We start from the raw sequence: 22,630 nt of genomic DNA, 5'->3' as shown, positions 1-22,630 counted from the left end.
CTCTCTTTTCATTATACCTGCCGAATACATACTGATGCCGGTCGGCGATCACGCACGGTCAGGAGAAGCCGCCGGCCGCAAAAGACCGGCAGCAAACGCGCCGGGTATCGAATATCGCATGCCAGACATTGGATGCCGGCCAAACGCCTCCGACTGCCGGGCAGCAGCGCCGGCTGCACCCAGCTGGGTGCAGCCCAGCAGACAGAGGGCCGGCACACCGGATGGACCGATAATCAGCGCTCCACCACCACCGTCAGCAGTACCAGATCGCTGTCACCGGTGTTGGCGATACTGTGCACAGAACCTTTTGGGCATATGTGGCACACGCCCGCTGCCAGCAGCTCCTCCCGCCCGTCGCACACCGCTTTGCCCGTGCCCGAAAGAACATAGCTCACATCGTCGCTCGTATCGTGCCGGTGCGGGCCTATCGACCCGCCCACATGGATCTTACAGGGGTAATCTTGCCGCGCTCATCCGCAAAGAGCTTGGCTGTCATCTCCCCCGTACCGCCGTTCATGGCGGGTATCCTACGCGCCTCTATCCCGTTAAAATCGATGCGCAAATGCCGCGCCTCCCATCTCGCGATCTTTTACCGGCTACCAGGCCGGCTCCTCTACAGCGCCACCCCGTGGTCGCGGATAAAGGCGAGCACCTCTTCTTCGGGGGCGATACCGCCGCCACCGCCCAGGATGGTGCACAGACGGGCGGCGGCGCCGTTGGCGAAGGTGGCCGCATAGCGCAGGTCTTTGCCCTGCAGCAGGCAGTGCAAAAACGAGGCGGCAAAGGTGTCGCCGGCGCCGGTGGTGTCGATGGCCTTGACCGGGATGCCCGGGGCCGCAAAGTGCTCCTCGCGGGTAAACACCTCGCAGCCGTCGGGGCCCTTGGTCATCACCACCACCTGGGCGGCGTCGGCCAGCAGCGAGGCGGCCGGATCGGCGCCGATGCAGGCCTTTAACCGCCCGTAAGAGGTGTCGTTGATGAGCACGATATCGGCCATATGCAAGAGCTCCAGGTTGCTCTGGTCCTCGTAGTGGCCCTCGCCGTCGATGACCAGCTTGCAGCCGGCGGCGCGGGCTCTTTTGATGCAGTCGGTAGAGCGCAGCACGTCGCCGATATAGCGGTTCATGGTGTAAAAATAGGTGGCGTTTTCGATGCGCTCCAGCATCTGGCCCGACGGCTCGATAGGGTCGCAGTAGCTCTGCTCCAAAAAGATGGCCCGGTCTCCCTCCCTCTTCGAGACGAACAGGATCCCCTCGCTGTTTTTGCAGTTCTCCTGCCGCACCACACAGCTGGTATCCACCCCGCGCTCGGCCAGCGACTGCATCACGAATTCGCCGTCGGCATTGCGGGGGATAGCGTCCATAAAGTATACCTTATCGCCGTACCCCGCCAGCACCGAGGACATATTGAGCTGTGGCCCGCCCAAAATGCGCTCTACGAACTGGCAGCTGATCTTGTCCCCCAGCTGGATCCAGTTATCTACCATATAGTAATTGTCGATGGTGGTGCCGCCCATGGCGAACACATATTTCTGCCGCTCCATCCCCAGTATCCTCCTCACAAAAAGTCATACAAACTGAACAGTTTCAGCATAACACGCATACAGTTTTTGTCAATCATCCCCACTGCGATTTTTACAGATTTGTGATTTTGACCCAAAAGCAGTATAATACTTGCAGCATTTTACCCTGCCGGCCGGGCGCCGGCGGGATGGGAGGAGTGGCGCTGCATGATGGAAAAAGTGGTGGGGGTGCTGGCCCATGTCGACGCGGGCAAGACCACCCTGTGTGAGGGGCTGCTCTACGCCGCCGGGGCGCTGCGCCGGCGCGGCCGGGTGGACCACCAAAACGCCTTTTTAGACTGCGATGAGCAGGAGCGCCGGCGCGGTATCACCATATTTTCCGGCCAGGCCCAGTTTTCGTGGCAGGGCCAGCACTTCACGCTGGTCGACACCCCCGGCCACACCGACTTTGCCGCCGAGACCGAGCGGGCGCTGGCGGTGCTCGACTGCGCGGTGGTGCTCGTCGACTGCACCGCCGGCATTCAGGGGCACACCCGCACGCTGTGCCGGCTGCTGCAAAAATACCGGCTGCCCACCTTTTACTTTTTAAACAAGTGCGACCGGCCGGGGGCCGACCCCCAGGCGGTGCGGGCGGCGCTGCAGCAGGCCTTTGGCGGGGCGGTGGTCGACTGCACCAGCCTGGCCGCCGACGGCGCGCTGAGCGAGACTGCCCGCGAGGAGCTGGCGGCGCTGGATGAACAGCTGATGGAGCGCTACTTTGACGGCACCGCCACCGGAGACGACTTTTTGTGCGCCGCCCGGCAGCTGGCAGAGAGCCGGGCGCTGCGGCCCTGCTTTTGCGGCAGCGCGCTGCAGGGCACGGGTATCGAGCCGCTGCTGCATGGGCTGGCGCTGCTGTTTGCCACCAGCCACGACGAGAGCGCCCCGCTGGGCGGCCGGGTGCAAAAGGTGCGCTGCGACCCCACCCGCGGCCAGCTGACCTTCATCAAGCTCTTGAGCGGCACGCTGCGGCCCCGGCAGCCCCTGTACCTGCACACCGCCCACGGCGAGTTCGAGGAAAAATGCGGAGAGCTGCGGCTATTCAGCGGCGAAAAGTCGCACAGTGTACCGCAGGCCACCGCCGGGCAGCTGGTGGCGGTGACCGGCCTGCACCGGGCCGGGCCGGGCGACGGTGTCGGCTGGGTGGCCGACACGTTGGCCCCCACCGTGACCCCGGCGCTGCAGGTAGCGGTGCTGCCGCAAGACGGGCTGCCGCTGGTAAGAGCCGCCGAGCTGTGCCGCCTGCTGGAACGGGAGGACCCGCTGCTGGGGGTGCAGTACAGCCCCCAGCTGGAACAGCTGCAGCTGCAGATCATGGGCCCCATCCAGCTGGAGGTGCTGGCCGGGCAGCTCAGCACGCGCTTTGGCGCCCGGGTGGCGTTTGGCCCCTGCCGGGTACTGTACCGCGAGACCATAAAAAACACGGTGGTCGGCTACGGCCACTTTGAGCCGCTGCGCCACTACGCCGAGGTACACCTGCGCCTGGCCCCCGGGGCGCCGGGCAGCGGGATCACCTTCGAGAGCGCCTGCCCGCTGGATCTGCTGGACAAAAACTACCAGAACCTGGTGCGCACCCACGTTTTTGAGCGCACCCACAAAGGCGTGCTCACCGGCTCGCCGCTGTGCGACGTGCATATCACCTTGCTGCGGGGGCGGGCCCACCTCAAGCACACCGAGGGGGGCGATTTTCGCGAGGCCACCTACCGGGCTATCCGCCAGGGGCTGGAGCAGGCCGAGAGCGTTCTGCTGGAGCCGGTATACCGCTTTACCGCCCAGCTGCCGGCCGCACACCTGGGCCGCCTGCTGGCCGACGTGCAAAAGGTGGGGGGCAGCTTTTTGCCGCCCGAGACCGCCGGCGGCGACGCGCAGGTACAGGGGCTGTGCCCGGTGGCCGGGTTTATGGATTACCCGCCGCAGCTGGCGGCCTACACCGGCGGCCAGGGCAGCATGAGCTTGCAGGTAGACAGTTACCGCCCGGTGCCCGAGCCCGGCCCCATCATCGACGCCATCGGCTACGACAAGGTGCGCGATACCGAGAACACCTCCGACTCGATCTTCTGTGCCAAAGGCGCCGGCTATGCTGTAAAGTGGGACCAGGTGCCGGCCATGATACACATAAAAGATTGACCGCCGCCAATACCCGAGATAGAGCGAAAAAAAGAGAGCCGCGGCATGGGCCGCAGCTCTCTTTTTACGATCGGGCACCGGGGGTGACCGCTCACTGTCCGGTGCGGGCCAGCAGCGGCCGCAGCCGGCAGACGAGCAGGGTGGCCACGGCGATCTTCAGCGCGTCGCCGGCCAAAAACGGGATGACGCAGACTGTCAGTGCGTACCACAGCCCGGCGCCGGTGACCACCAAGAACCAGGCGGTGCCCAGCGCATAGCAGGTGGCGAGCCCAGCTGCCATAGCGAGCACCACCACCGGCACCCGCAGCTTGCCGTTTTCTCTCACGGCCAGGTGGCCGACGAGCAGCCCGGTGAGCCAGGCGGCGGCGATATAGCCCACGATGTAGCCGCCGGTGGGGCCCACCACCACGCCCGGCCCGCCCGAAAAGCCCGAGAATACCGGCACCCCCAGCAGGCCCACCAGCAGGTACACCGTTTGGCTCACGGCGCCGGCGCCGGCCCCCAACAGGCCGCCGGCCACGAACACCGGCAGCATGGCCAGATTGATGGGCACCGGCCCGATGGGGACAGCCACCTGGGCGCACACGGCGGTAATGGCGGCCATCATGGCGCAGAGCACCAGTTTTTGTACAGAACCTCTTCTCGCAGAAGTCATTTCTCTCGCTCCTGTCAACCTAAATTTTACATCTGGTAAACAAGGCTAGTATAGCTGTTGCCGCCGGTATTGTCAACTATATTTTAAGCAAAGGTTTACAAGGCTGTGCGCCGGGGATCAGCGCTCCTCCTGGCCGGTGAGCTTTTGCCACCACTCGGCCAGTTTGAATTTTACCTGGATGGTGCCGCCGGGGGCCACCTCTTTGGCGCCGTCCTCGCCGTATACGGTCAGGGTGGTCTGCTCGCTGGCGGTGGGCACGCACAGCGGCGGGAACATCACGCACCACCAGTTGTGGCCCGCCCCGTCCCCAATGATCACCCGCAGCGCGTCGTAGGTGCCGGCGGGCAGTGTGGCGGTGTCCTCGTACTCCTTGGCGGCAAAATCCATCTCTACGATCTTGGCCTGCACCGGCAGGTCACAGCCGTTTTGCCGCAGCACCTCGCCGGCGATCTGCTCGATCTGGGGCAGCTTTTGCCGCAGCGCCTGCAGGGCCTGCTCTTTGCTGGCGGCACCGTCAAACCACTCGTCCGAGCGGGCCAGCAGCTCGTCGCGCACCGCCAGCTTCAGGGCCTGGTCGCGCTCGCTGTCGGAGTTTGCCAAGATGTGCAGCCGCACCGTGTTCTGGCGGATGTTCTGCTCGGCGCCCGACTGGGCGTACACCGCGCTGTACAGGCAACACAGTACCAGCGTCAGGGCCAGCACCCACTCTATTTTACCCGGTCTTCTTTTCATGGGAAATCGCTCCTTTTTTGATCTCGTCGTACCACGAGTATGGGCGGCCATTCCCCGGCGTATGCAGTTTATGTGTGGAAAAATATGGCATGTGGCGCGACCCCTCTACCCCCTTGGCAGCGCCGCCGGATCACCGTATAATAGAAGTGGTAGACAGGCGGCCCGGTGCCGCCCCATCAGCGGCCGCCCGGCGGCCCCGCCAAAAGGAGACGACCCATGCGGCCAGAGGACAACAAAAAGCGCGACAACAGCAGCTACCTCCACACGGGGACAGCGCCGGGCGGCGTCTGTGTGGAGTAACTGCCGCCCGGCGTCGGCCCCTGCCAGATCCGATATCCACGCAATAGGCAGGGAGCGCGCAAAATATGAGAGCTTATCAAAACGCCAAAGATGTGCTGCCGCCGCCGCTGTTGGCGGCGCTGCAGCAGTATATACAGGGCGGGTACCTGTACGTGCCCGCCACCGGCCGCCGCCCCTGGGGCAGCGGGACCAACACCCGGGCGCTGCTGGCGGCACGGGACCGGCAGCTGGCGGCGCTGTACCGGCAAGGCACTTCGGTGCGGGCATTGGCGGCGCAGTACGCGCTGTCGGTGCGGGCGGTATACCGGGCGCTGGAGCGCGCCGGTCAGCCCCGCGGCGGGCGCTGAGCGGCATTCTTTCAGATCGTATCAAAAGAGCAGGCGGGGTTAGTGCGGCCCCGCCTGCTCTTTTGTGCACCAAATACTGCCGCGGCAAACGGTGCAGCCCGCAGGGCCACCGGCAGTGCTATACTGGTCTCAGCACATGACAGGAGGTACTTTTGATGACTGCCCACACCCCTACCGGCGCCGTGCAGGTGGGTTATGCCGCCGCCGATATCACCCCCACTATGCCGGTACAGCTCATCGGCTTTGCCCGGGAGGACGATACTTCCCGCGGCGTGTTGGAACCCCTGGTCGCCCAGGTGCTGCTGTTTGACCAGGACGGCGACCGCTGCTGCCTGGTAACGCTGGACCTGCTGGGGCTCACCCAGCAGCTGGGCGACCGCCTGCGCGACGAGCTGGCCCAGCTGCTGTGCTGCGCGCGCAGTCAGGTGATGCTCTGCTGCAGCCACACCCATTCCGGCCCCGACTGTGCCGCCGCGCCCGCCTACTACCGCTTTTTGTGCCGCCAGGTATCCGGCGCCGCCCGGGCGGCGCTGCAAGACTTGGCCCCCGCCGCCGGCGCCTGGGCGGTGGTGCGGGCGGCTATCGGCCAAAACCGGCGCGGTGACGGCCCCGTCGACGACCGCATTGGGGCGCTCAAGCTGGCGCGCCCCGGCCGCCCCGACCTGCTGCTCATACGCCTCACCGCCCACCCCAACGTGCTCACCTGGGAGAATCGGCGCATCTCGCCGGACTATTTTGGCGCTGTGCGGCGGCAGCTGGGGACACAGCTGGGCGCCGAGGTTCTCGTCACCCAGGGGGCGGCCGGCAATATCCGCCCCGCTTTTCGCTGGCATCGGGCAAACTATCTCGAGACCCACCCGCTGCAAAAAGCGGCGCTGGCCCGCACCCCACAGCTGATGCTGGAGATCGAGCGCGATTCGCTGGCGGCTCTGGAACGGATGGCTGCTGCGGTGGCCGCGGCGCTGGCGCCGGCAGTGACCGCGCTGCCGCTGCGCCCGCTGCAGGTGGTGCGCATGGTCTCGGACTGGCTCGACTGTACCTCGCCGGTGCCCGACCCACAGCAGGAGCGCGCTATCGCCGACGAGGCCTGGACGATGGGCCAGGTGCCGGCCGCGGGCTGGCGCGCCGAGATCGCCCGGCTGCGCCGGTCGGGGGTCGCCGTGCAGCACACCCCGGTAGAACTGCAGTTTTTGCAGATAGACGGCGGCTGCCTGTGCGGCACCATCTGTGAGGCCATGTGTGAGCTGGCGCTGGAGGCAGCCGAGCTGGCCGATGATGAACTGCTGTTTTTCGGCGGCTACACCGGCGGCTGCTCTGGCTACCTGCCCGACGCCGCCGAGTACGATCGCGGCGGATACGAGGTGCTGTGGTCTATGCTGCTGTACTACCCCTATCACGGGCGGGTCATGCCGCTGGACCGCGATACCGGCCACCGGCTGGCCGTCCGCGCCGCCGCCTGCTGGCGGGCGCTGAGAGCCGGCGGCCCGCTGCCGCCTCAGCCATCTACAGAGCCATCTGCCAACACCTGATACAAGCGGTCCCGGCAAGGCGCCCAGTGTGCTGCCGGGGCTATTTTTGTGCGCCGGTGTCTGCCGGATATCGGCACCGGCAGGTTGCCAGCAACCGGGTCGCGGGCAGTCCTCCATTGAGCCAAAAGCCGGCCCCCACCGACCTCTCAGAGGGGCGGCCGCCGGTCGCGCACAGCCCGGCGATCGGGGGCAAAAGTGGTGGCGCCATCGGCCGGGCTGTGGTAAAATAGGCGTACTTCATCTATGGCGCCCGAGCGGCGCTCAAGCGAGTAAAGGAGACGATATGACCGAGTGGGAAAAAGCCCAGAGCGGCTATCTGTACGACGCCAACCACGACGCCGAGATCATCGCGGCGCGGACCAAATGCGCAGACCTGTGCCACGCCTTTAACTGCTGCCGCCCCTCCGACACCCAGACGCAGGCCAAGCTGCTGCGTGAGATACTGGGGTCGGTCAAGGGGGAGCCGGTCGCCACCGCGCCTTTTTACTGCGATTACGGCTTTCACATCACCGTGGGGGAAAACTTTTACACCAATCACAACTGCACCATCCTGGACGGCGCGCCGGTCACCTTTGGCGACAACGTGTTTATCGGCCCCAACTGTGTATTCTCAACGGCCGGCCACGCCTTAGACGCCCAGCAGCGCAGCAGCGGGCTGGAGATCGCGCGGCCCATCACCGTGGGCAACAACGTGTGGTTTGGCGCCAACGTGGCCGTTTTGCCCGGGGTGTGTATCGGCGACGACACCGTCGTCGGGGCAGGCAGCGTGGTGAGCCGGGACCTGCCCTCGGGGGTGATCGCCGTGGGGAGCCCCTGCCGGGTGCTGCGGCCCATCACGCCGGCCGACCGGGAAAAATACCCGCTCTGGCAGCCACAGCGGTAGCAACCTTATCTAAAATACGGTGTTTGGCAAATAGAGGCTACCGCTGGCCACAGCCAGATGTGGATAGCCGAACTAAACGGGCAGATCGTCGGAGATATTGCCATGATCAAAAGAGGAACAGACCGGGCACAGCTGCGCTGGTTTGGGGTGGACACACATGTGCAGGGTCAGGGGCTGGGCAGCAGACTGCTCAAAACGGCGATGGACTTTTGCCGTGAAAAGGGGTATACCCACATCTCGCTCGGCACACTCGATATCCTAAAGCCGGCCCGACACCTGTACGCAAAATTTGGTTTTCACAAGATAGAGAGCGAATTTTTTAACGAGTGGGCTGAAGGCCGGGATATCTACCACGAGCTCTGGGTGTGTGAGCGCCAGTAGCGGTCCCGGCTTGTAGAGCTCCTGCTTTTTAGGGGGAGGTACCGAAGATGATCACCTACCAGGCGGACGACCGCGCGCTGTGTGCCGCGGATTTCATCTCTTTTGTAAACCAGGTCTGGCCCGGGGAGTACGACCTGCAGCTGACCCGGGCGGCGCTGCGCAAAACGATCAACCTGACCGCCCGCGACGGCGAGGCGCTGGTGGGCTGTCTGCGCATTTTATCAGACGGCTACTTTTTCGGGACCATCACCGAACTGCTCGTTCTGCCGGCCTACCAAAAGCGGGGCATCGGCAGCCGGCTGCTGCAGCTGGCCAAGGCGCACACGCCCACCATGCTCTACTTCGGTGCGCAGCCGCAGGCCGAGGCTTTTTACCAAAAAAACGGCTGTCAAAAAAGCCTGCAATCCTACGCCATACAAAAGCGGGAATAGCCGGGCAGTCCTCTCTCCCGGCACCGGTCTCTACCGGCCCGCTCAAAAGCCGACAGGGCGGCAGCAGCCGCACCGGGCGCCCCATCCCGCCCGGCCCATCCCGGCGGGATGGGGCCCCGCACGCTCCACACTCAAAAAAGCGGCACCGCTCAGGGTCTCCCCTGTGCAGTACCGCTCATTTTCTTTTTATCGGCCGCCCGCTGCCGGCTCAACCCCCTGCGCCACCGGTCGGCACAGCCAGCTGCGCACCCCGGCGTCACACAGCTGCCGCAGCGCCAGCTGGGCCAGACCCCGCCGCTCGAACAGGCCGAACACCGCCGCCCCGCTGCCGGTCATACAGGCGGCGTCGGCGCCCAGGTAGAGCAGCCTCCTGCGAGTCTCCTCAATGATCGGCGGCAGCCAGTCGCCGGCCATAGCGTTGCCCAGCGACCGGCACAGCTGCTGGTAGCTGCCCCGGCGCACCGCCGCCGCACAGCGCCCGGTATCCGGCCGCTGCGGGTCGCGCGCCGCGTCAAAGGCGGCAAAGGCAGAGCCGGTGGGCACGTCCACCTGCGGCTTGGCGATGAGGATGTAGCACGCCGGCATGGCCGGCAGCGGCTCGATCTGCTCGCCGATGCCGCCCACCCGGGCGGTGCCGCCACCCACCATAAAGGGGATATCTGCCCCCACCCCGGCGCCGATACGCCGCAGCTCCTCGGTGCCCAGATGGGTGCCGCACAGCGTATCCAGCGCCACCAGCACCGCCGCCCCGTCGCCGCTGCCGCCGCCCAGGCCGGCCTGCGACGGCACGTGTTTTTCGATCTCGATACGACAGCCTACCGGCTGGCCGGTGGCGGCGAAAAAGGCCGCCGCCGCCCGGTGGGCGATGTTGCGCCCGTCCAGCGGCATAGCGGTCTCGTCGCCGGCCAGCACGATGCTGCCGCCGGTGCGCTCTACCGCTACCTCGTCGAAGAGCGAGACCGACTGCATCACCATATCCATCAGGTGATAGCCGTCCTCCCGCCGGCCCACGATATCCAGGGCCAGGTTTATCTTGGCGTAAGCGCGCAAACGCAGGGTCTTGTCCATCGCTCTCTCCTCCTAGTGCCATCAGTGCCGTGTGAGCAGGTTTTTCGAGACCGAGATGGCCGACACCGGGCACATCTCGTGGCAGCAGTAGCAGCGGATACAGTCTTTGCGGCCGATCACCGCCACCTCTTTGCCCCGCCCCCTGCTGCTGGGCACCAGCCGGATGGTCTGGGGCGGGCAGCTCTCGGCGCATTTGCCGCAGCCGATACAGCGCCGCACATCGATCCTGGGGCGGGGGGCAAACAGCGCCGTCAGCACCTTGCCGGCCATCGGTCGCAAAAAGCCCGGCAGCCGGCCGGTAAAGTCTACCGATGCCGACCGGGGCAGTTTCAGCTGCCGGTCACACAGCAGCTGCGGCTGGCCCACCACCTCGATATCATCGCCGCACAGCCCCCGCGCGGCGGCCAGGCGCACCGTGGGCACCTGCTCGGGCGCAAACCCGGCCAGCCGGCACAGCGCCACATCCACCGCAAAGGGGCTCACGCCGGCCAGCAGCAGGCCCAGCTGCCGCTTGTCTCCGCTGGAGGGGCCGTCCCCCTCCATGGTCTCGATGGCGTCTACCACCACCAGGTGCGGCGTCACCGTCTGGCAGAGGTCCACCAGCATCCCCGCAAAGTCCTCCACCTGGGGGTAGCGGTAGTGCATCCGCGGCTTGAGCAGCCCGGGTATGCTGCCAAACATGTTTTTCACCGCCCCCGACAAGGTGGTCATACAGTGGGTCTTGAGCTTGCAGATGTCCACGATGTAGTCGCAGCCGCTGTCTTTTTCCCGCGGGCACAGCGGCTCTATCACCGTAAAGCTGCCCACCGGGCCGCTGCCGGCGCTCTTTATCTCCCGCGAGCCGAGGTCGAGGTTGAGCACCGCGCCGGTCTCGGCGGCCACCCGCTCCATGCCGCTGGCCCGGTAGATGGCCATAAGCGCCTGTTTCGTATAGGGGCCGCCGGGGCTGTCGGCGATGGTGATGTGGCGCACGCCCTGCTGTTTTAGCCAGCATATCACCGCGTACACCACCTCCGGATGGGTGGTGGTGTACGCGTCCGGCGCGCGCTTCATCAGCAAGTTGGGCTTTACGGTCACCCGGCTGTGGGGCCCCAGCCGCCCGTCGCGCGGCAACAGGCCGAGCAGCCGCTCCACCGTCTCACCTACCGCCGCCCGCTCGTACTGCGGGCAGGGCAGCACCGCCACCGTATCTCTCTTGTCCATAGGGCCTCCCTCTACCTCTTCTGCTACACAAACAAAGCCGGTGCCACCGCACCGGCCTGCCGGGCCTATCCCCCGCCGGGCTCAGCCCAGTTCGCGGATGAATTCACCGATCTTTTCCACTGCTTTTTTCAGGTGCTTGATCGAGTAGCAATAGCTCACCCGCAAGTACCCCTCACCGCAGGCGCCAAAGGCGTCGCCCGGCACCACGGCGATCTTTTTGGCCTGCAGCAGCTGCTCGCAAAACGCGGCCGAGCTCAGGCCGGTAGACTTGATGCAGGGGAACACGTAAAACGCCCCCCGGGGCGAAAAGCAGTCGAGCCCCATCTTGTTAAAGGCGTCGACGATGAAGCGGCGGCGGGCATCGTACTCGTCGCGCATGGCCTCGATCTCCTCGTCGCAGTTGTTGATGGCCTCGATGGCCGCGTACTGGCTGGTGGTGGGGGCGCACATGATGGCGAACTGGTGGATCTTTTTGATCTGGGCGACAATGGGCGCCGGCGCGCACACATAGCCCAGCCGCCAGCCGGTCATGGCGTAGGATTTGGAAAAGCCGCCCACCAGCAGGGTTCGCTCCCACATATCGTCGAGCTGGGCGATGGAGGTGTGCTTGACGCCGCCGTAGGTCAGCTCGGCGTAGATCTCGTCCGAGAGCACGCAGATATCGGTCCCCCGCAGCACCTGGGCGATCTCCTCCAGGTCCTCGCGGCGCATGATGGCCCCGGTGGGGTTGTTGGGAAACGGCAAAATGAGCAGCTTGGTCTTGCTCGTGATCTTCTCTTTTAAGTCCTTGGCCGTCAGGCGAAACTCGTCCTCCACCTTGGTCTCGATGATCACCGGCACCCCGCCGCACAGCTGCACGATGGGCTCGTAGCAGACAAAGCTGGGCTGGGGGATAATGACCTCGTCGCCGGGGTTCACCAGCGCCCGCACGCCGATGTCGATGGCCTCCGACCCGCCCACCGTGACGAGGATCTCGTCTTTGGGCGCGTAGGAGAGCGAAAAGCGGCGCTGCAGGTAGCGGGAGATGCCCTCCCTGAGCTCCATCAGACCGTTGTTGGCGGTGTAGTAGGTGCGCCCCTGCTCCAGCGAGCGGATACCGGCCTGCCGCACCGAGTAGGGGGTGTCGAAGTCCGGCTCCCCCACCCCCAGGCTGATGACCCCCTCCATCTCGCTGGCCAGGTCAAAAAATTTGCGGATGCCCGAGGGCTTTACCATCTTCACCTTGTCCGAGAGTATCTGGTCGTAGCTTATCACAGGTTCGTCAGTCCCCTCTCGTCGATTTTCTCGGTGCTAAAGAGGACGTTCTCCTCCTTGTATTTCTTGAGCACGAAATGGGTCTTGGTGCCGGTGACCCCCTCGATGGTCGAGAGCTTGCGGGCCACCATCATGGCGATGTCCTGAAAGGTCTTGCCCACCACCTTGACCGACAGGTCGTACCCGCCGCTCATCAGGTAGAGCGACTCCACCTCTTTCATCTGGGCGATCTTGTTGGCCACGTAGTCAAAGCCGCAGTCTTTGCGGGGGGTCACTTTTAAGTCGATCAGCGCTTCCACATGGTCCTCGCCGGTCTTCTCAAAATCCAGGATCGCCCGGTAGCCCATAATGACGCCCTGATCCTCTAGCTCGCGAAGACGCGCGGCCACGGCCGCCTCCTCTTCCCCCAGTAAAATGGCCAGTTGGGCCGGTTCCATCGCGCCCTCTTTGCGCAGCAGCCGCAAAAGTTTGTCCATGCAAAACGCTCCTTTCAACTCTGTATTTTTTGTTTTTGCCGGCCGCCGGGCCCACGGCTCCGGGCCGCCGGTTCTTACCATTATAAACAAAAGTAAAGTCATATACAAGTGTCCACTGCTGCCAGCTGCTGCCAACTGCCGCCCGCCGCTGCCCACTGTGCCGGGGGCGCCGCCCGCCGCGCGCCAGACGGTGCCGTCTCCGCCAAGCTGTGGTACCGGTCCGGCTGTTTGGGGCGGGGTTTTATGCAAATCGCCATATTCTGGCAAGCAGGGGCAAAAACGCGGTTTTTCTTTCAGTGCGCTGTGAAAATATGCTATAATAAACTATCTGTAGCGCAGGGCAGCTGCGGCCGTTGTGGCCGGTATCGGCTGGCCCCCCGCGCAGCGCCGCCGCGCTTTGGCCCGGCGGCCATATCAAGATGTCAGGAGGACCTTGTACCGTGCAAAACAATGTCCGTATCTGTGCTCTGTCAGCCCCCATCGACCAGTCGGATCTGGGGCTGGGCGCACAGCAGGCGGCAGAGCGCATCGCCGAGCTGGCGCAGCAGCACTGCCCCGATTTGATCTTTTTGCCCCACCACAGCTTTACCGGCGGCAGTTTGGGCTCTGTCTTCCAAAATGGTCTCATCGCCGAGCAGGGCCAGCAGCTGCTGCCCTACCTGCTGTCAAAGACCGCCATGATCAAAAGCGCCGTGCTCTTTACTCTGCCCGACGGCGGCGGCGAGAGCTGCTACATCTGCCAGGCGGGGCAGCTGCTGGGCCAATTTCGCGCCGACAGCGCGGCGGGCCTGTTCACCTTTACGCTGGCCGGCAGCCGGGCGGCGGTGCTGTTTTGCGACCCCGCTCAGCTGGTGCGCCACGCCGGCGATATCGCCCGCAGCGGCGCCCAGATCCTGCTGCTGCCTGCCTGCCAGCCCTGTATCCTGGGCTACAGTGACCGGGTGCTGCGCCAGATAAAAGAGGTCTCGGCGGCGCTGGGCATCTGTGTCGCGCTGTGTCAGGGCGGGCTGGGCGGCTCGTCGTCCCCCTGGGTGTTCGAGCCCCAGACGGCGGTGTTCGAGAGCGGCCAGCTGCTCGACTTTGGCCGCGAGATCGACGGCCCACCGGTGAGCTGTGTCGATATCGACCTCGATATACTGGCCGCCGGCAGCGCCCCCGCCTCGTTCGAGGCCGCCTGCCACACTCAGCCGGTAGAGGGGCAGCGCACGCTGATGCGCCCCTTGCGCCAAAACCCCTACATCCTGCGCCCCGAGCAGCTCGACGAGCTGTTTGCGCTGCAGGTAAAGAGTTTGGCGGTGCGCATGGAGAACACCGGCATCAAAAACCTGGTCATCGCCGTCTCCGGCGGGCTGGATTCTACTCTGGCGCTGCTGGTGTGCGCCGGCGCCTGCGATCGGCTGGGGCTGGGCCACGAGCACATCACCGCCATCACCATGCCCGGTTTTGGCACCACTGGCCGCACCTACCAAAACGCCAAGGCGCTGATTTCGGCCCTGGGCTGTGCGCTGCGCGAGATCCCCATCAAAGACAGCGTGCAGGTGCACTTCACCGCCATCGGCCACGACGGGCAGAAAAAAGATATCACCTACGAAAACGCTCAGGCCCGCGAGCGCACCCAGATCGCGCTGGACATCGCCAACACTGTCGGCGGTTTCGTGGTGGGCACCGGCGATCTGTCCGAGGCGGCGCTGGGCTTTTGCACCTTTGGCGGCGATGCGCTGGCCAACTTCAATGTCAACATCTGCCTGCCCAAAACGGTGGTGCGGCAGGTGGCCGGCCGGGTAAAAGACCGCTTTTACGGCGCCGGCGAAGTGGTGCAGGACATTTTAGACACCCCCGTCAGCCCCGAACTGCTGCCCCCCGACGAGACCGGCGAGGCCAGCCAGAAGACCGAGGAGATATTGGGCGAGTACGACCTGCTCGACTTTATCCTCTACTACCACTTAAAGTACGGCATGCACCCGCAAAAACTGTACTACTACGCCTGTGTGGCCTTTTCGCAAAACTACAGCGCCGACTACATCAAAGAAAAGCTGCAGCTCTTCTACCGGCGCTTTTTCGCCAGCCAGTTTAAGCGCGCCGCCGCGCCCGAGAGCGCCATCCTCACCGAGGTGTGCCTGCACACGCTGCAGTTTCAAATGCCCGGCGACATGAGCGCCAAGCTGTTTTTACACGCGGTAGAGGAACTCTAGCACCCGCTGCCGCCCCGCCTTATCCACTATAAAACAGATAGGAAAATAGGAGGAACATACTGTGAACGCTGTCATCTCTGTAATCGGTAAAGACACGGTGGGCATTCTGGCCGCCGTCAGCGGGCTGTGCGCCCAGGTAAACGCCAATGTGCAAGACGTGACCCAGTCGGTGCTGGGGGGGTACTTCGCCATGATCATGGTGGTGGATATCTCCAAATGCAACGTAGACCTGTCTGACCTGCGCACCCAGCTGACTGCCCTGGGGCAGGATCGGAATCTGCAGATCCACCTGATGCACGAGGATATCTTCAACTCGATGCACCGCATATAGGGAGGGCCGACCATGCTGAGTACGAGCGAGATACTAGAGACCATACAGATGATCCAGCAGGAGAACCTGGACATCCGCACCATCACCATGGGCATCTCCCTGCTGGACTGCGCCGACGCCGATATCGACCGCGCCTGCGAAAAGATCTACCAGAAGATCACCACCCGCGCCAAAGACCTGGTAAAAGTCGGCCAGCAGATCGAGGACAAGTACGGCATCCCCATCGTCAACAAGCGCATCTCCGTCACCCCCATCTCCCACGTGTTGGCGGTGTCCGGCGGTGATCCGGTCAAATATGCCCTCACGCTGGAGCGGGCGGCCGGCACGGTGGGCGTCAACTTTTTGGGCGGCTTCTCGGCGCTGGTGCAAAAGGGCTTCGCTCCCGGCGACATGGAGCTGATAGAGGCCATCCCCGAGGCGCTGCGCCAGACCGAGCACATCTGCGCCTCGGTCAATGTGGGCTCCACCCGCACCGGCATCAATATGGACGCGGTGAAGATGATGGGCGAGATCGTCAAGAAGAGCGCCGAGGTCACCGCCGACAAAAACTGCATCGGCCCGGCCAAGCTGGTGGTGTTTTGCAATGCGGTGGAGGACAACCCTTTTATGGCCGGCGCCTTCCACGGCGTGGGCGAGCCCGACTGCGTCATCAACGTGGGCGTATCCGGCCCCGGAGTGGTGCGGGCGGCCCTGGCCAAAATGCAGGGCGGCGACCTCACCGACGTGGCCGATCTCATCAAAAAGACCGCCTTTAAGATCACCCGCATGGGCCAGCTGGTGGGGGCCGAGGCGGCAGAAGCGCTGGGCGTTCCCTTCGGCATCGTCGATCTGTCGCTGGCGCCCACTCCGGCCATCGGCGACAGTGTGGCCCACATCTTAGAGGAGATCGGTCTCGAGCAGTGCGGCACCCACGGCACTACCGCCGCGCTGGCCATGCTCAACGACGCGGTGAAAAAGGGCGGCGTCATGGCTTCCTCCAATGTGGGCGGGCTCTCCGGCGCCTTTATCCCGGTATCGGAAGACGCCGGCATGATCGCCGCGGCCAAGGCCGGCACCCTAACGCTGGAAAAGCTGGAAGCTATGACCGCCGTGTGCTCGGTGGGGCTTGACATGATCGTGGTGCCCGGCGATATCACCCCGGCCACCATCAGCGCCATCATCGCCGACGAGGCGGCCATCGGCATGGTCAACTCCAAGACCACCGCCGTGCGCATCATCCCCGCCATCGGCAAAAAGGTGGGCGAGGAGCTGGAATTTGGCGGCCTGCTTGGCAGCGGCCCGGTCATGCCGGTGGGCAGTAAATCAGCCGAGAAGATGATCGCCCGCGGCGGCCGTATCCCCGCCCCGCTGCAGAGCTTAAAAAACTGATCTCTCTCCAAAACTGTTTTGGCCGCCCCATAGCGGCCGAGTCCCAAAACAAAAAGCCTCTGCCGGTACGGCAGACAGTAAAAAACGGCAAAAGCGAGGTCTCCCTGAAATAGGGATACCTCGCTTTTTTGTCACCTCGCCAACTTTTCGGGCGCGCCATCCGTTTGGGCGATCTCCCCCGCGCATATCTCTACATCTCATTTTCGCCAATACAGGTCGGCACCGATCAAACTGCTCCTTCAGGTCGGCGGTGATGCGCTATACCGGTATGGAAATAATTTCCGGCGTTTGTCACAGCAGTACAGAAGGCATGAATTATGTATTTGATATAGATGGCAAGCGGTTAAAACCCGCCAACACTTTGTGAACAAAGGCTTTACAGACATCGAAACTGATAGGACAAGGTGTTTATGGCTTTTCTTACGAAAACACCTTCTATCTGCGTAACATTTTTATTAAATAGTTGTCCTTTCCCTTCCATTCCTTGGTGAAAAATTTCGTAGCAAGCATAGAAAAAGGGTATCCTTTCCATAGAAATCACTATCTCGTATGCGACGGTAAAAGTGATTTTTGCTTACTGGGAATACCCCAAACCATCGTGCAAATTACAATTTGTCTGTGGCTTGTATCTGCACGGTATTTACCGTGTTTCCGTGTTTCTGAATAAGTTTCATTAAGTCTTTTGCTTTAAGCCAAACTGTTGCCGTATTATCATTTGGGTGAACACCTATCAAACCCGAATCATCCATAAAGTCATTATCTAAAAATAGTGTCACCTTACATTCGGAATCATTCAACAACCCAAGAGGCGTTACTGCTCCAGGTATCAATCCCATAATATCCATTAAATCATCAGCCGATGCAAAAGATAATGCTCTTGTGTTGTTGCTTTTACGAAACTCTTTCAAATCTACTCGCTTATCTCCTTTAACGGTAATAAGATAATAATTTCTTTTCTTATCATCACGGACAAAGAGATTTTTCGCATCATATTCTGGATAAGGTACCTCAATATTTGATAGTTCAGCCATATTATAAACTGCTTCGTGTTCTGTTATCTCATGCCAAATATTTTCTTGTCTTAAATAATCGTATATTTGTTGCTTATTCATCAATCCATCCTGCCTGCCGATCAAAATTTATATGCTTGCATTATATCACCTGTATTTTGACTTTTCTATAATTTTCGGCTGACAAGTTCGTCTGCCCCTGCTTATATGGTAACCAAGAGGATAAAAGCAACGAGTGCTTTCGCCCCCGCATAGTGCGATATTTTTTACAGCTGCCCCTATCGTTTTATATCTCTATAAGAAATCTGAGCACCATTTGGGCATCAAAGCGTCAAAATTATTACTTTTATAAGTGTCCTAATAGATGAAAAATCATGTAATTGCAGGAGTTTTCACAGTTCAAGGCTTTTGGTCAGCATAAAAACTAATACTATTTTTCTTATTTTTGTGTAGCATTTTAAAACTCTCACCGGTGTTATCAGTAGAAGGGGGGGTACATGTATGGAACAGCGATCATTGCGTACGAATGATTGCACTGAAAAAGTAATTAAGCAGTATTCCGATATGGTATATCGACTTGCTTTTGCTCGAACAGGAACAAAGCACGATGCCGATGATGTCTTTCAAGAAGTCTTTTTCCGCTATGTGAAAAAGAGACCGGTTTTTAGAGATGAAGAACATCGAAAAGCATGGCTCATACGAGTGACGATAAATTGTTCCAACAGTTTTTGGAGCTCCCTGTGGAATAAAAACACACAGGAGCTCTGCGATGAGATCGTATTTGAAACCAGAGAAAGCATCGATCTCCACACCGAACTGAATCGATTGCCACCAAAATATCGTGAAGTCGTCCATCTATTCTATTACGAAAATATGCCACTTAAAAAAATCAGTGCTATTCTGCATCGCAAAAATTCGGCTGTGAGAATGCAGCTCACCAGAGCAAGAGCTATGTTAAAAAAATCCATGAAGGAGGAAGATTGTGTTTAGAGAGCAGTATCGTCAACTCAACGAGCAGGTGCGCCCCGATAAAAGTTTGCTGCAGAGCACGATCCGTGAGGCTAAAAAAATAGAGCAAAGATCTCACCATACACTTTATGCGATCCGCAAACCAGTAGTAGCACTGGTTTCGGTCTGTCTGTGTCTGTCACTTGCAATGCCAGCTTTAGCTGCAGCGGTAGAACCGGTATATGAACTCATGTATGCTGTCTCCCCGACTATCGCACAGTTTTTTATGCCTGTCCAAAGATCAGACGAGGACAGCGGTATAAAAATGGAAGTGGTGTCAGCCTATATACATGGTCATGTGGCAGAGATCTACATAACCATGCAAGACCGAACAGGAGACCGCATCGATGCGACCACAGATTTATTTGATAGCTATTCCATAAACTGTCCATTCGACAGCTCCGCACATTGTGAGCGTATCGGGTATGATGACCGCACAAAAACAGCAACATTTTTAATTACTATTGAGGGAGCGGAAAACAGAGACATTACGGGTGACAAGATCACCTTTACAGTAAAGGAATTTCTGAGTCACAAACAAGTATATGATGAGATCAAAATCCCTGTATCTCTCTCATCTGTTACCGCCGCACAAGCCACTCAAAACGTCTCAAATATCACCGGAAGTGGCAAAGTGGATTGCGGGCAATTTGATGAAGAAGACCCCGCCGCCCTGATCCCGTCTTCGCCCATGAAAGAATTTCCTGTAGATGGCATTGATCTAACAGGTATTGGCTACATTGAGGGAAAACTTCATATTCAAACAGCGGTTGTCGACAATCTGAACAAAGGCAATTATGGGTCCTTTTATTTAAAAGACAGTACTGGCGATCAAATAGATTGCAACTACAGTTTCAATTTTGTCGATCACGACGATGGAGGCGAGCGGATCGACTATTACAACTATGTTTTCGATATCCCGCAAAGTGAAATTTCAAAGTACACGTTACATGGTGACTTTATAACTTCTAATAGGATGACAAAAGGAAACTGGAGGGTCACCTTTCCTCTGACCTGACAGAGTAACTGAGCACTGAACTGGGCACTGTAAAAAGCAATATGCGCCTACAAGAGCGGCCAGGCATGACCGAGCGGTCTCCACAAGCAGGCCACCCCACAAACTCCAACAGTTCGCGGGGTGGCTGTATGCTGTATTTAGGTATAAGTAAAATCCGTCCTTACCCATCGGCTATCCTCTGCACTCGGTCCCACAGCCGAATACGCCCAAAAATATCCTTTTTCAAATGTCCCTGTTGGACAGGTGCTATACGGAAAGCCGCTTTTCACACCTGTACACTCAAGTCTCAAATCGTCACCCGTTTTTCCACCGTCGGCAGCAGCGGTATGCCCGGCAGAGCGCCCCTACCCTCTATCTCCGGTGCCGCGGGCAAACACAGGTAGGCAGAACTGGCACCTCCCCTCCTCGACCAGCGCGATCGGGTACCGCTCCAAGATCGGCCGGCTCCCATCGAGCTGTTCCCCCACAGCCGCCGCGGCAGTGCCGACCTGCCCCCAAAACTGCCCCACCGCAGCGGCGGTATGCGCAATTTCACAGACCAAGTATCGCCCCGCCGGCAAAGTGCCGCGGCGCACCGCCACATCCGCCAGTTCACTCCGGGCGACATAGCACACGTCGTAGCGGCACTTTTTCGGTGGGGTAACGGCGGGGTCGTCCCGGGCCACAGCATACAGCACCCCGCCCGCACACCAGAGCCCACGGTCGTGCAGCCACGCCTTCATGGCCTGCATAAGCGCCCGGTTCTCCTCCCCGTAGGGGCCGGTACGGCGCATGTACACCACCGGCTGGGCGGGCAGCTCCTCTATAAATGTTTTCATGTCTGCACTCCTTTTCACATGGGATAAGCTGAGACTACCACCCTATAAAATGTTTTGCAAACACATTTTTAAAACTCGTTTTAGCCCGTCGGCTGGCCGGTAGGCGGTCGGTTTGCCGCCGGTATTGCCCGCCGTGCCGGCAGCCTCCCTCTATCCGCCCGGCATCCCCGGCACAGCGCACCGCTCGGGCCTGCTGCTTTGTGCCGGTGCGATCCGCCCCGCGGCGGGTCAGGGCGACATACAGCGCTCCTGCCGTCCGCTCTTTTTAAAGGTCTTATCCGGTAAGTCCCGCCTGTCCCCTATGTGGCTTTGTGCGCTCTACTGCGGCCGCCGCGCCTACCGCGCACCAGCTTTTTCATCCGCTTTTTCCCACTGCTCTGCCGGCGGCGAGCTGTACAGAAAAAAGTGCATCTCCTCCCGGCGGCCACCCATGTCAAAAATGTGGTCCTGCCGGGCGCATCGCCGCATACCTTGGTGCTCGTAAAAGCCGTAGTTGCAGCTGGTGTCGGTAAACAGGTAAAACCGCTGCACGTCCTCCCGGCTCATGTATGTCCGCAGCGCGTCAAACAGCTTTTGTCCCACGCCCAGGCCGCGGCAGTCTTCCCGCACGGCAAAAAACGACAGCTCGCCCTGAAACATCGCCCGCCGCGGGGCCAGCAACTGCCGGTCGATGCTGTCCACACTGCGAAAGATGCGCGACACCGCGCGCCCCTCCCGGCTTGCCAGCAGCCGCAGAATTGCCGCTGCCTGCCCCGCCGCTTCGCGCAGCCGCCAGCGGTACGACCGGTCGCTGCGCCCCATGATCACCCCCACCGGCACGCCGTCCACCGCCGCCACCCGCACAAAGGTCTGGTTTTTTAGGCAGCTGCGCAAAAACACCGCTGCCAGCTGCCGGGCAGTGTCGGGGCCGGCCAGGTCGTCGTAGTGCCAGGCGCGGCGGATGATATCTTCTATGGCGCCCAGATCGCTTTTTTGCAGCGCCCGCAGTATTACTTCTTGTCGCATGGTATCGCTCCTTTTCTATTACCCCTTTCTGGGGTATACTAGGAGCATAAAGTATACAGTAGCTGTAAAGTCAAGGAGAATTTTCATGAAAAAATATCCGGTGCGGCTGACGACCGCTCAATTTGCCGACCTGCACGGTCTCTGCCGCCGCACACTGCATTACTACGACCAGATCGGCCTGTTCTCCCCCAGCTATAAGGGGGAGAACGGCTACCGCTACTACGACGCCCAGCAGACCATCGAGCTGGGGCACATCCGCATGCTCAAAGAGCTGGGCGTACAGCTGAGCGAGATCAGGACCTACCGTCAGCACCCCAGCGCCGACGCCTTTTTACAGGTGGCCGACGCCCGCCTGCAGCAGATCGATGAGGAGCTCAAAAAGCTGCGCCGCGCCAAAAAGATCTTACAGCAGAAAAAAGAGATGCTCCACACCTGCCGCCGGGTACAGAGCGGCCAGGTCGAGCTGGTCCAGTGCCCCGCCACCTATCTGCTCACCGCCCCCATGCCCGGTGACGACTCCCACCAGGCGGCCGCCATCCTGGGGCAGCTGTGGCAGGCCGACGAGTATCAGACCGGGTTCGGCAGCTATATCAGCGCCGACAAGGTATACCGGGGCGATTTTTCGGTCTACGACGGGCTGTTCGTGCCGGTGCCCGCCAGCTATCGCAGCAGTCGGCGGCTGGTGCTGCCCGCCGGCGACTACCTCTGCGGCTACTGGGTGGGCGACTGGGATGGCCTGCCGCGCCTCTACGATAAGATGTTGCAGTTTTCCCGGGAAAACCACCTCAAGCTGACAGGATACGCCTGTGAACTGGGCCTCAACGAGCTGGCCATCGCCGATATGAGCCAGTATGTCACCCGGGTCACCGTCGCGGTGGCGCCGGCCTAGCTGCCCACTACCGCGCCCCTGGGCCCGACCGAGAGCGGTCGGGC

Annotated in this window: 23 protein-coding genes; 12 read left to right on the top strand and 11 right to left on the bottom strand. The window is 61.2% G+C overall.

All coding sequences use genetic code 11. The features are described from left to right. Positions 1 to 233 precede the first annotated feature (233 nt). On the bottom strand, positions 234 to 395 hold the full coding sequence (locus H8K20_RS13765) for a cupin domain-containing protein (protein WP_341480803.1): 162 nt from the start codon (positions 393 to 395) through the stop codon (positions 234 to 236). Positions 396 to 613: 218 nt separating this feature from the next. Next, on the bottom strand, positions 614 to 1,543 hold the full coding sequence (locus tag H8K20_RS02750) for a carbohydrate kinase family protein (RefSeq protein WP_105205858.1): 930 nt from the start codon (positions 1,541 to 1,543) through the stop codon (positions 614 to 616). Between the two features lie 186 nt (positions 1,544 to 1,729). Between H8K20_RS02750 and H8K20_RS02745 the strand changes: the two genes are divergently transcribed. Beyond that, entirely contained in the window at positions 1,730 to 3,688 is a 1,959-nt protein-coding gene (locus tag H8K20_RS02745; protein ID WP_186487411.1) for an elongation factor G, read from the top strand. A 91-nt stretch (positions 3,689 to 3,779) separates the two neighbouring features. Here H8K20_RS02745 and H8K20_RS02740 read toward each other — a convergent pair whose 3' ends face one another. Continuing rightward, positions 3,780 to 4,343 (bottom strand): biotin transporter BioY, encoded by a 564-nt coding sequence (locus H8K20_RS02740; protein ID WP_186487410.1) that lies wholly within the window; start codon positions 4,341 to 4,343, stop codon positions 3,780 to 3,782. Between the two features lie 117 nt (positions 4,344 to 4,460). Beyond that, positions 4,461 to 5,075, bottom strand: a complete 615-nt coding sequence (gene spoIIR, locus H8K20_RS02735; RefSeq protein ID WP_186487409.1) for a stage II sporulation protein R — start codon at positions 5,073 to 5,075, stop codon at positions 4,461 to 4,463. 365 nt (positions 5,076 to 5,440) lie between these two features. Here spoIIR and H8K20_RS02730 point away from each other — a divergent pair, with 365 nt between their 5' ends. The 5 genes from H8K20_RS02730 to H8K20_RS02710 all read left to right on the top strand — a co-directional run bounded on the left by H8K20_RS02730 (position 5,441) and on the right by H8K20_RS02710 (position 8,946). Beyond that, positions 5,441 to 5,722: a CD3324 family protein gene (locus H8K20_RS02730; protein ID WP_154865779.1), complete on the top strand. Its 282-nt coding sequence runs from the start codon at positions 5,441 to 5,443 to the stop codon at positions 5,720 to 5,722. A gap of 155 nt (positions 5,723 to 5,877) precedes the next feature. Continuing rightward, entirely contained in the window at positions 5,878 to 7,251 is a 1,374-nt protein-coding gene (locus H8K20_RS02725; protein WP_243206257.1) for a neutral/alkaline non-lysosomal ceramidase N-terminal domain-containing protein, read from the top strand. A 283-nt stretch (positions 7,252 to 7,534) separates the two neighbouring features. Next, positions 7,535 to 8,134 (top strand): sugar O-acetyltransferase, encoded by a 600-nt coding sequence (locus H8K20_RS02720; RefSeq protein ID WP_186487407.1) that lies wholly within the window; start codon positions 7,535 to 7,537, stop codon positions 8,132 to 8,134. Between the two features lie 30 nt (positions 8,135 to 8,164). Beyond that, entirely contained in the window at positions 8,165 to 8,515 is a 351-nt protein-coding gene (locus H8K20_RS02715) for a GNAT family N-acetyltransferase (RefSeq protein WP_475600691.1), read from the top strand. 47 nt (positions 8,516 to 8,562) lie between these two features. Continuing rightward, positions 8,563 to 8,946 carry a GNAT family N-acetyltransferase gene (locus H8K20_RS02710; RefSeq protein ID WP_207721443.1) on the top strand — a complete coding sequence of 128 codons (384 nt, stop codon included), beginning with the start codon at positions 8,563 to 8,565 and terminating at the stop codon, positions 8,944 to 8,946. 186 nt (positions 8,947 to 9,132) lie between these two features. Here the strand turns inward: H8K20_RS02710 and ispE are convergent, their stop codons facing one another. The 4 genes from ispE to H8K20_RS02690 all read right to left on the bottom strand — a co-directional run bounded on the left by ispE (position 9,133) and on the right by H8K20_RS02690 (position 12,947). Then, positions 9,133 to 10,014, bottom strand: coding sequence for a 4-(cytidine 5'-diphospho)-2-C-methyl-D-erythritol kinase (ispE, locus tag H8K20_RS02705; protein WP_186487405.1), 882 nt, complete (start codon positions 10,012 to 10,014; stop codon positions 9,133 to 9,135). 21 nt (positions 10,015 to 10,035) lie between these two features. Next, the gene (locus H8K20_RS02700; protein WP_186487404.1) at positions 10,036 to 11,217 is read right to left on the bottom strand and encodes a DUF362 domain-containing protein; all 1,182 of its coding nucleotides are present in this window, start codon (positions 11,215 to 11,217) and stop codon (positions 10,036 to 10,038) included. Between the two features lie 81 nt (positions 11,218 to 11,298). Continuing rightward, positions 11,299 to 12,432: an aminotransferase class I/II-fold pyridoxal phosphate-dependent enzyme gene (locus H8K20_RS02695; protein WP_207721501.1), complete on the bottom strand. Its 1,134-nt coding sequence runs from the start codon at positions 12,430 to 12,432 to the stop codon at positions 11,299 to 11,301. Between the two features lie 35 nt (positions 12,433 to 12,467). Continuing rightward, entirely contained in the window at positions 12,468 to 12,947 is a 480-nt protein-coding gene (locus tag H8K20_RS02690) for an Lrp/AsnC family transcriptional regulator (protein WP_164998104.1), read from the bottom strand. Positions 12,948 to 13,387: 440 nt separating this feature from the next. Here H8K20_RS02690 and nadE point away from each other — a divergent pair, with 440 nt between their 5' ends. The 3 genes from nadE to H8K20_RS02675 all read left to right on the top strand — a co-directional run bounded on the left by nadE (position 13,388) and on the right by H8K20_RS02675 (position 16,838). Then, entirely contained in the window at positions 13,388 to 15,139 is a 1,752-nt protein-coding gene (nadE, locus tag H8K20_RS14165; protein ID WP_186487403.1) for an NAD(+) synthase, read from the top strand. Between the two features lie 61 nt (positions 15,140 to 15,200). Then, a complete protein-coding gene (locus tag H8K20_RS02680; RefSeq protein WP_105203631.1) occupies positions 15,201 to 15,470 on the top strand; it encodes an ACT domain-containing protein in 270 nt (89 codons plus the stop codon). Between the two features lie 12 nt (positions 15,471 to 15,482). Further along, positions 15,483 to 16,838, top strand: coding sequence for a PFL family protein (locus H8K20_RS02675; RefSeq protein ID WP_186487402.1), 1,356 nt, complete (start codon positions 15,483 to 15,485; stop codon positions 16,836 to 16,838). Between the two features lie 605 nt (positions 16,839 to 17,443). Here H8K20_RS02675 and H8K20_RS02670 read toward each other — a convergent pair. Next, the gene (locus H8K20_RS02670) at positions 17,444 to 17,950 is read right to left on the bottom strand and encodes a prolyl-tRNA synthetase associated domain-containing protein (RefSeq protein WP_186487401.1); all 507 of its coding nucleotides are present in this window, start codon (positions 17,948 to 17,950) and stop codon (positions 17,444 to 17,446) included. A 399-nt stretch (positions 17,951 to 18,349) separates the two neighbouring features. Here H8K20_RS02670 and H8K20_RS02665 point away from each other — a divergent pair, with 399 nt between their 5' ends. Next, positions 18,350 to 18,838: an RNA polymerase sigma factor gene (locus H8K20_RS02665; protein WP_186487400.1), complete on the top strand. Its 489-nt coding sequence runs from the start codon at positions 18,350 to 18,352 to the stop codon at positions 18,836 to 18,838. After that, positions 18,831 to 19,874 (top strand): hypothetical protein, encoded by a 1,044-nt coding sequence (locus tag H8K20_RS02660; protein ID WP_186487399.1) that lies wholly within the window; start codon positions 18,831 to 18,833, stop codon positions 19,872 to 19,874. The genes H8K20_RS02665 and H8K20_RS02660 overlap by 8 nt, the downstream gene beginning before the upstream one ends. Before the next feature lie 344 nt (positions 19,875 to 20,218). On the opposite strand, the gene H8K20_RS02655 is transcribed toward H8K20_RS02660, so the two are convergent. Continuing rightward, positions 20,219 to 20,692: an AraC family transcriptional regulator gene (locus tag H8K20_RS02655; protein WP_186487398.1), complete on the bottom strand. Its 474-nt coding sequence runs from the start codon at positions 20,690 to 20,692 to the stop codon at positions 20,219 to 20,221. A gap of 336 nt (positions 20,693 to 21,028) precedes the next feature. Further along, positions 21,029 to 21,697, bottom strand: a complete 669-nt coding sequence (locus H8K20_RS02650) for a GNAT family N-acetyltransferase (RefSeq protein WP_186487397.1) — start codon at positions 21,695 to 21,697, stop codon at positions 21,029 to 21,031. Positions 21,698 to 21,782: 85 nt separating this feature from the next. Here H8K20_RS02650 and H8K20_RS02645 point away from each other — a divergent pair, with 85 nt between their 5' ends. After that, positions 21,783 to 22,586 carry a MerR family transcriptional regulator gene (locus H8K20_RS02645; protein WP_186487396.1) on the top strand — a complete coding sequence of 268 codons (804 nt, stop codon included), beginning with the start codon at positions 21,783 to 21,785 and terminating at the stop codon, positions 22,584 to 22,586. Positions 22,587 to 22,630 lie beyond the last annotated feature (44 nt).

Origin of the sequence: Neobittarella massiliensis (ex Bilen et al. 2018) (genome assembly GCF_014269355.1) — a bacterium.
Lineage (GTDB): Bacteria > Bacillota > Clostridia > Oscillospirales > Ruminococcaceae > Neobittarella > Neobittarella massiliensis.
The sequence above is the reverse complement of the archived record's forward strand: the minus strand, read 5'-3'. Positions and strand labels throughout refer to the sequence as shown.

Bases quoted from the DNA above. Each gene is read 5' to 3' on its own strand.
- H8K20_RS02750 (WP_105205858.1), bottom strand. From the start codon at position 1,543: ATGGAGCGGCAGAAATATGTGTTCGCCATGGGCGGCACCACCATCGAC.
- H8K20_RS02745 (WP_186487411.1), top strand. From the start codon at position 1,730: ATGATGGAAAAAGTGGTGGGGGTGCTGGCCCATGTCGACGCGGGCAAG.
- H8K20_RS02740 (WP_186487410.1), bottom strand. From the start codon at position 4,343: ATGACTTCTGCGAGAAGAGGTTCTGTACAAAAACTGGTGCTCTGCGCC.
- spoIIR (WP_186487409.1), bottom strand. From the start codon at position 5,075: ATGAAAAGAAGACCGGGTAAAATAGAGTGGGTGCTGGCCCTGACGCTG.
- H8K20_RS02730 (WP_154865779.1), top strand. From the start codon at position 5,441: ATGAGAGCTTATCAAAACGCCAAAGATGTGCTGCCGCCGCCGCTGTTG.
- H8K20_RS02725 (WP_243206257.1), top strand. From the start codon at position 5,878: ATGACTGCCCACACCCCTACCGGCGCCGTGCAGGTGGGTTATGCCGCC.
- H8K20_RS02720 (WP_186487407.1), top strand. From the start codon at position 7,535: ATGACCGAGTGGGAAAAAGCCCAGAGCGGCTATCTGTACGACGCCAAC.
- H8K20_RS02710 (WP_207721443.1), top strand. From the start codon at position 8,563: ATGATCACCTACCAGGCGGACGACCGCGCGCTGTGTGCCGCGGATTTC.
- ispE (WP_186487405.1), bottom strand. From the start codon at position 10,014: ATGGACAAGACCCTGCGTTTGCGCGCTTACGCCAAGATAAACCTGGCC.
- H8K20_RS02700 (WP_186487404.1), bottom strand. From the start codon at position 11,217: ATGGACAAGAGAGATACGGTGGCGGTGCTGCCCTGCCCGCAGTACGAG.
- H8K20_RS02695 (WP_207721501.1), bottom strand. From the start codon at position 12,432: ATGGTAAAGCCCTCGGGCATCCGCAAATTTTTTGACCTGGCCAGCGAG.
- H8K20_RS02690 (WP_164998104.1), bottom strand. From the start codon at position 12,947: ATGGACAAACTTTTGCGGCTGCTGCGCAAAGAGGGCGCGATGGAACCG.
- H8K20_RS02675 (WP_186487402.1), top strand. From the start codon at position 15,483: ATGCTGAGTACGAGCGAGATACTAGAGACCATACAGATGATCCAGCAG.
- H8K20_RS02670 (WP_186487401.1), bottom strand. From the start codon at position 17,950: ATGAATAAGCAACAAATATACGATTATTTAAGACAAGAAAATATTTGG.
- H8K20_RS02665 (WP_186487400.1), top strand. From the start codon at position 18,350: ATGGAACAGCGATCATTGCGTACGAATGATTGCACTGAAAAAGTAATT.
- H8K20_RS02655 (WP_186487398.1), bottom strand. From the start codon at position 20,692: ATGAAAACATTTATAGAGGAGCTGCCCGCCCAGCCGGTGGTGTACATG.
- H8K20_RS02650 (WP_186487397.1), bottom strand. From the start codon at position 21,697: ATGCGACAAGAAGTAATACTGCGGGCGCTGCAAAAAAGCGATCTGGGC.
- H8K20_RS02645 (WP_186487396.1), top strand. From the start codon at position 21,783: ATGAAAAAATATCCGGTGCGGCTGACGACCGCTCAATTTGCCGACCTG.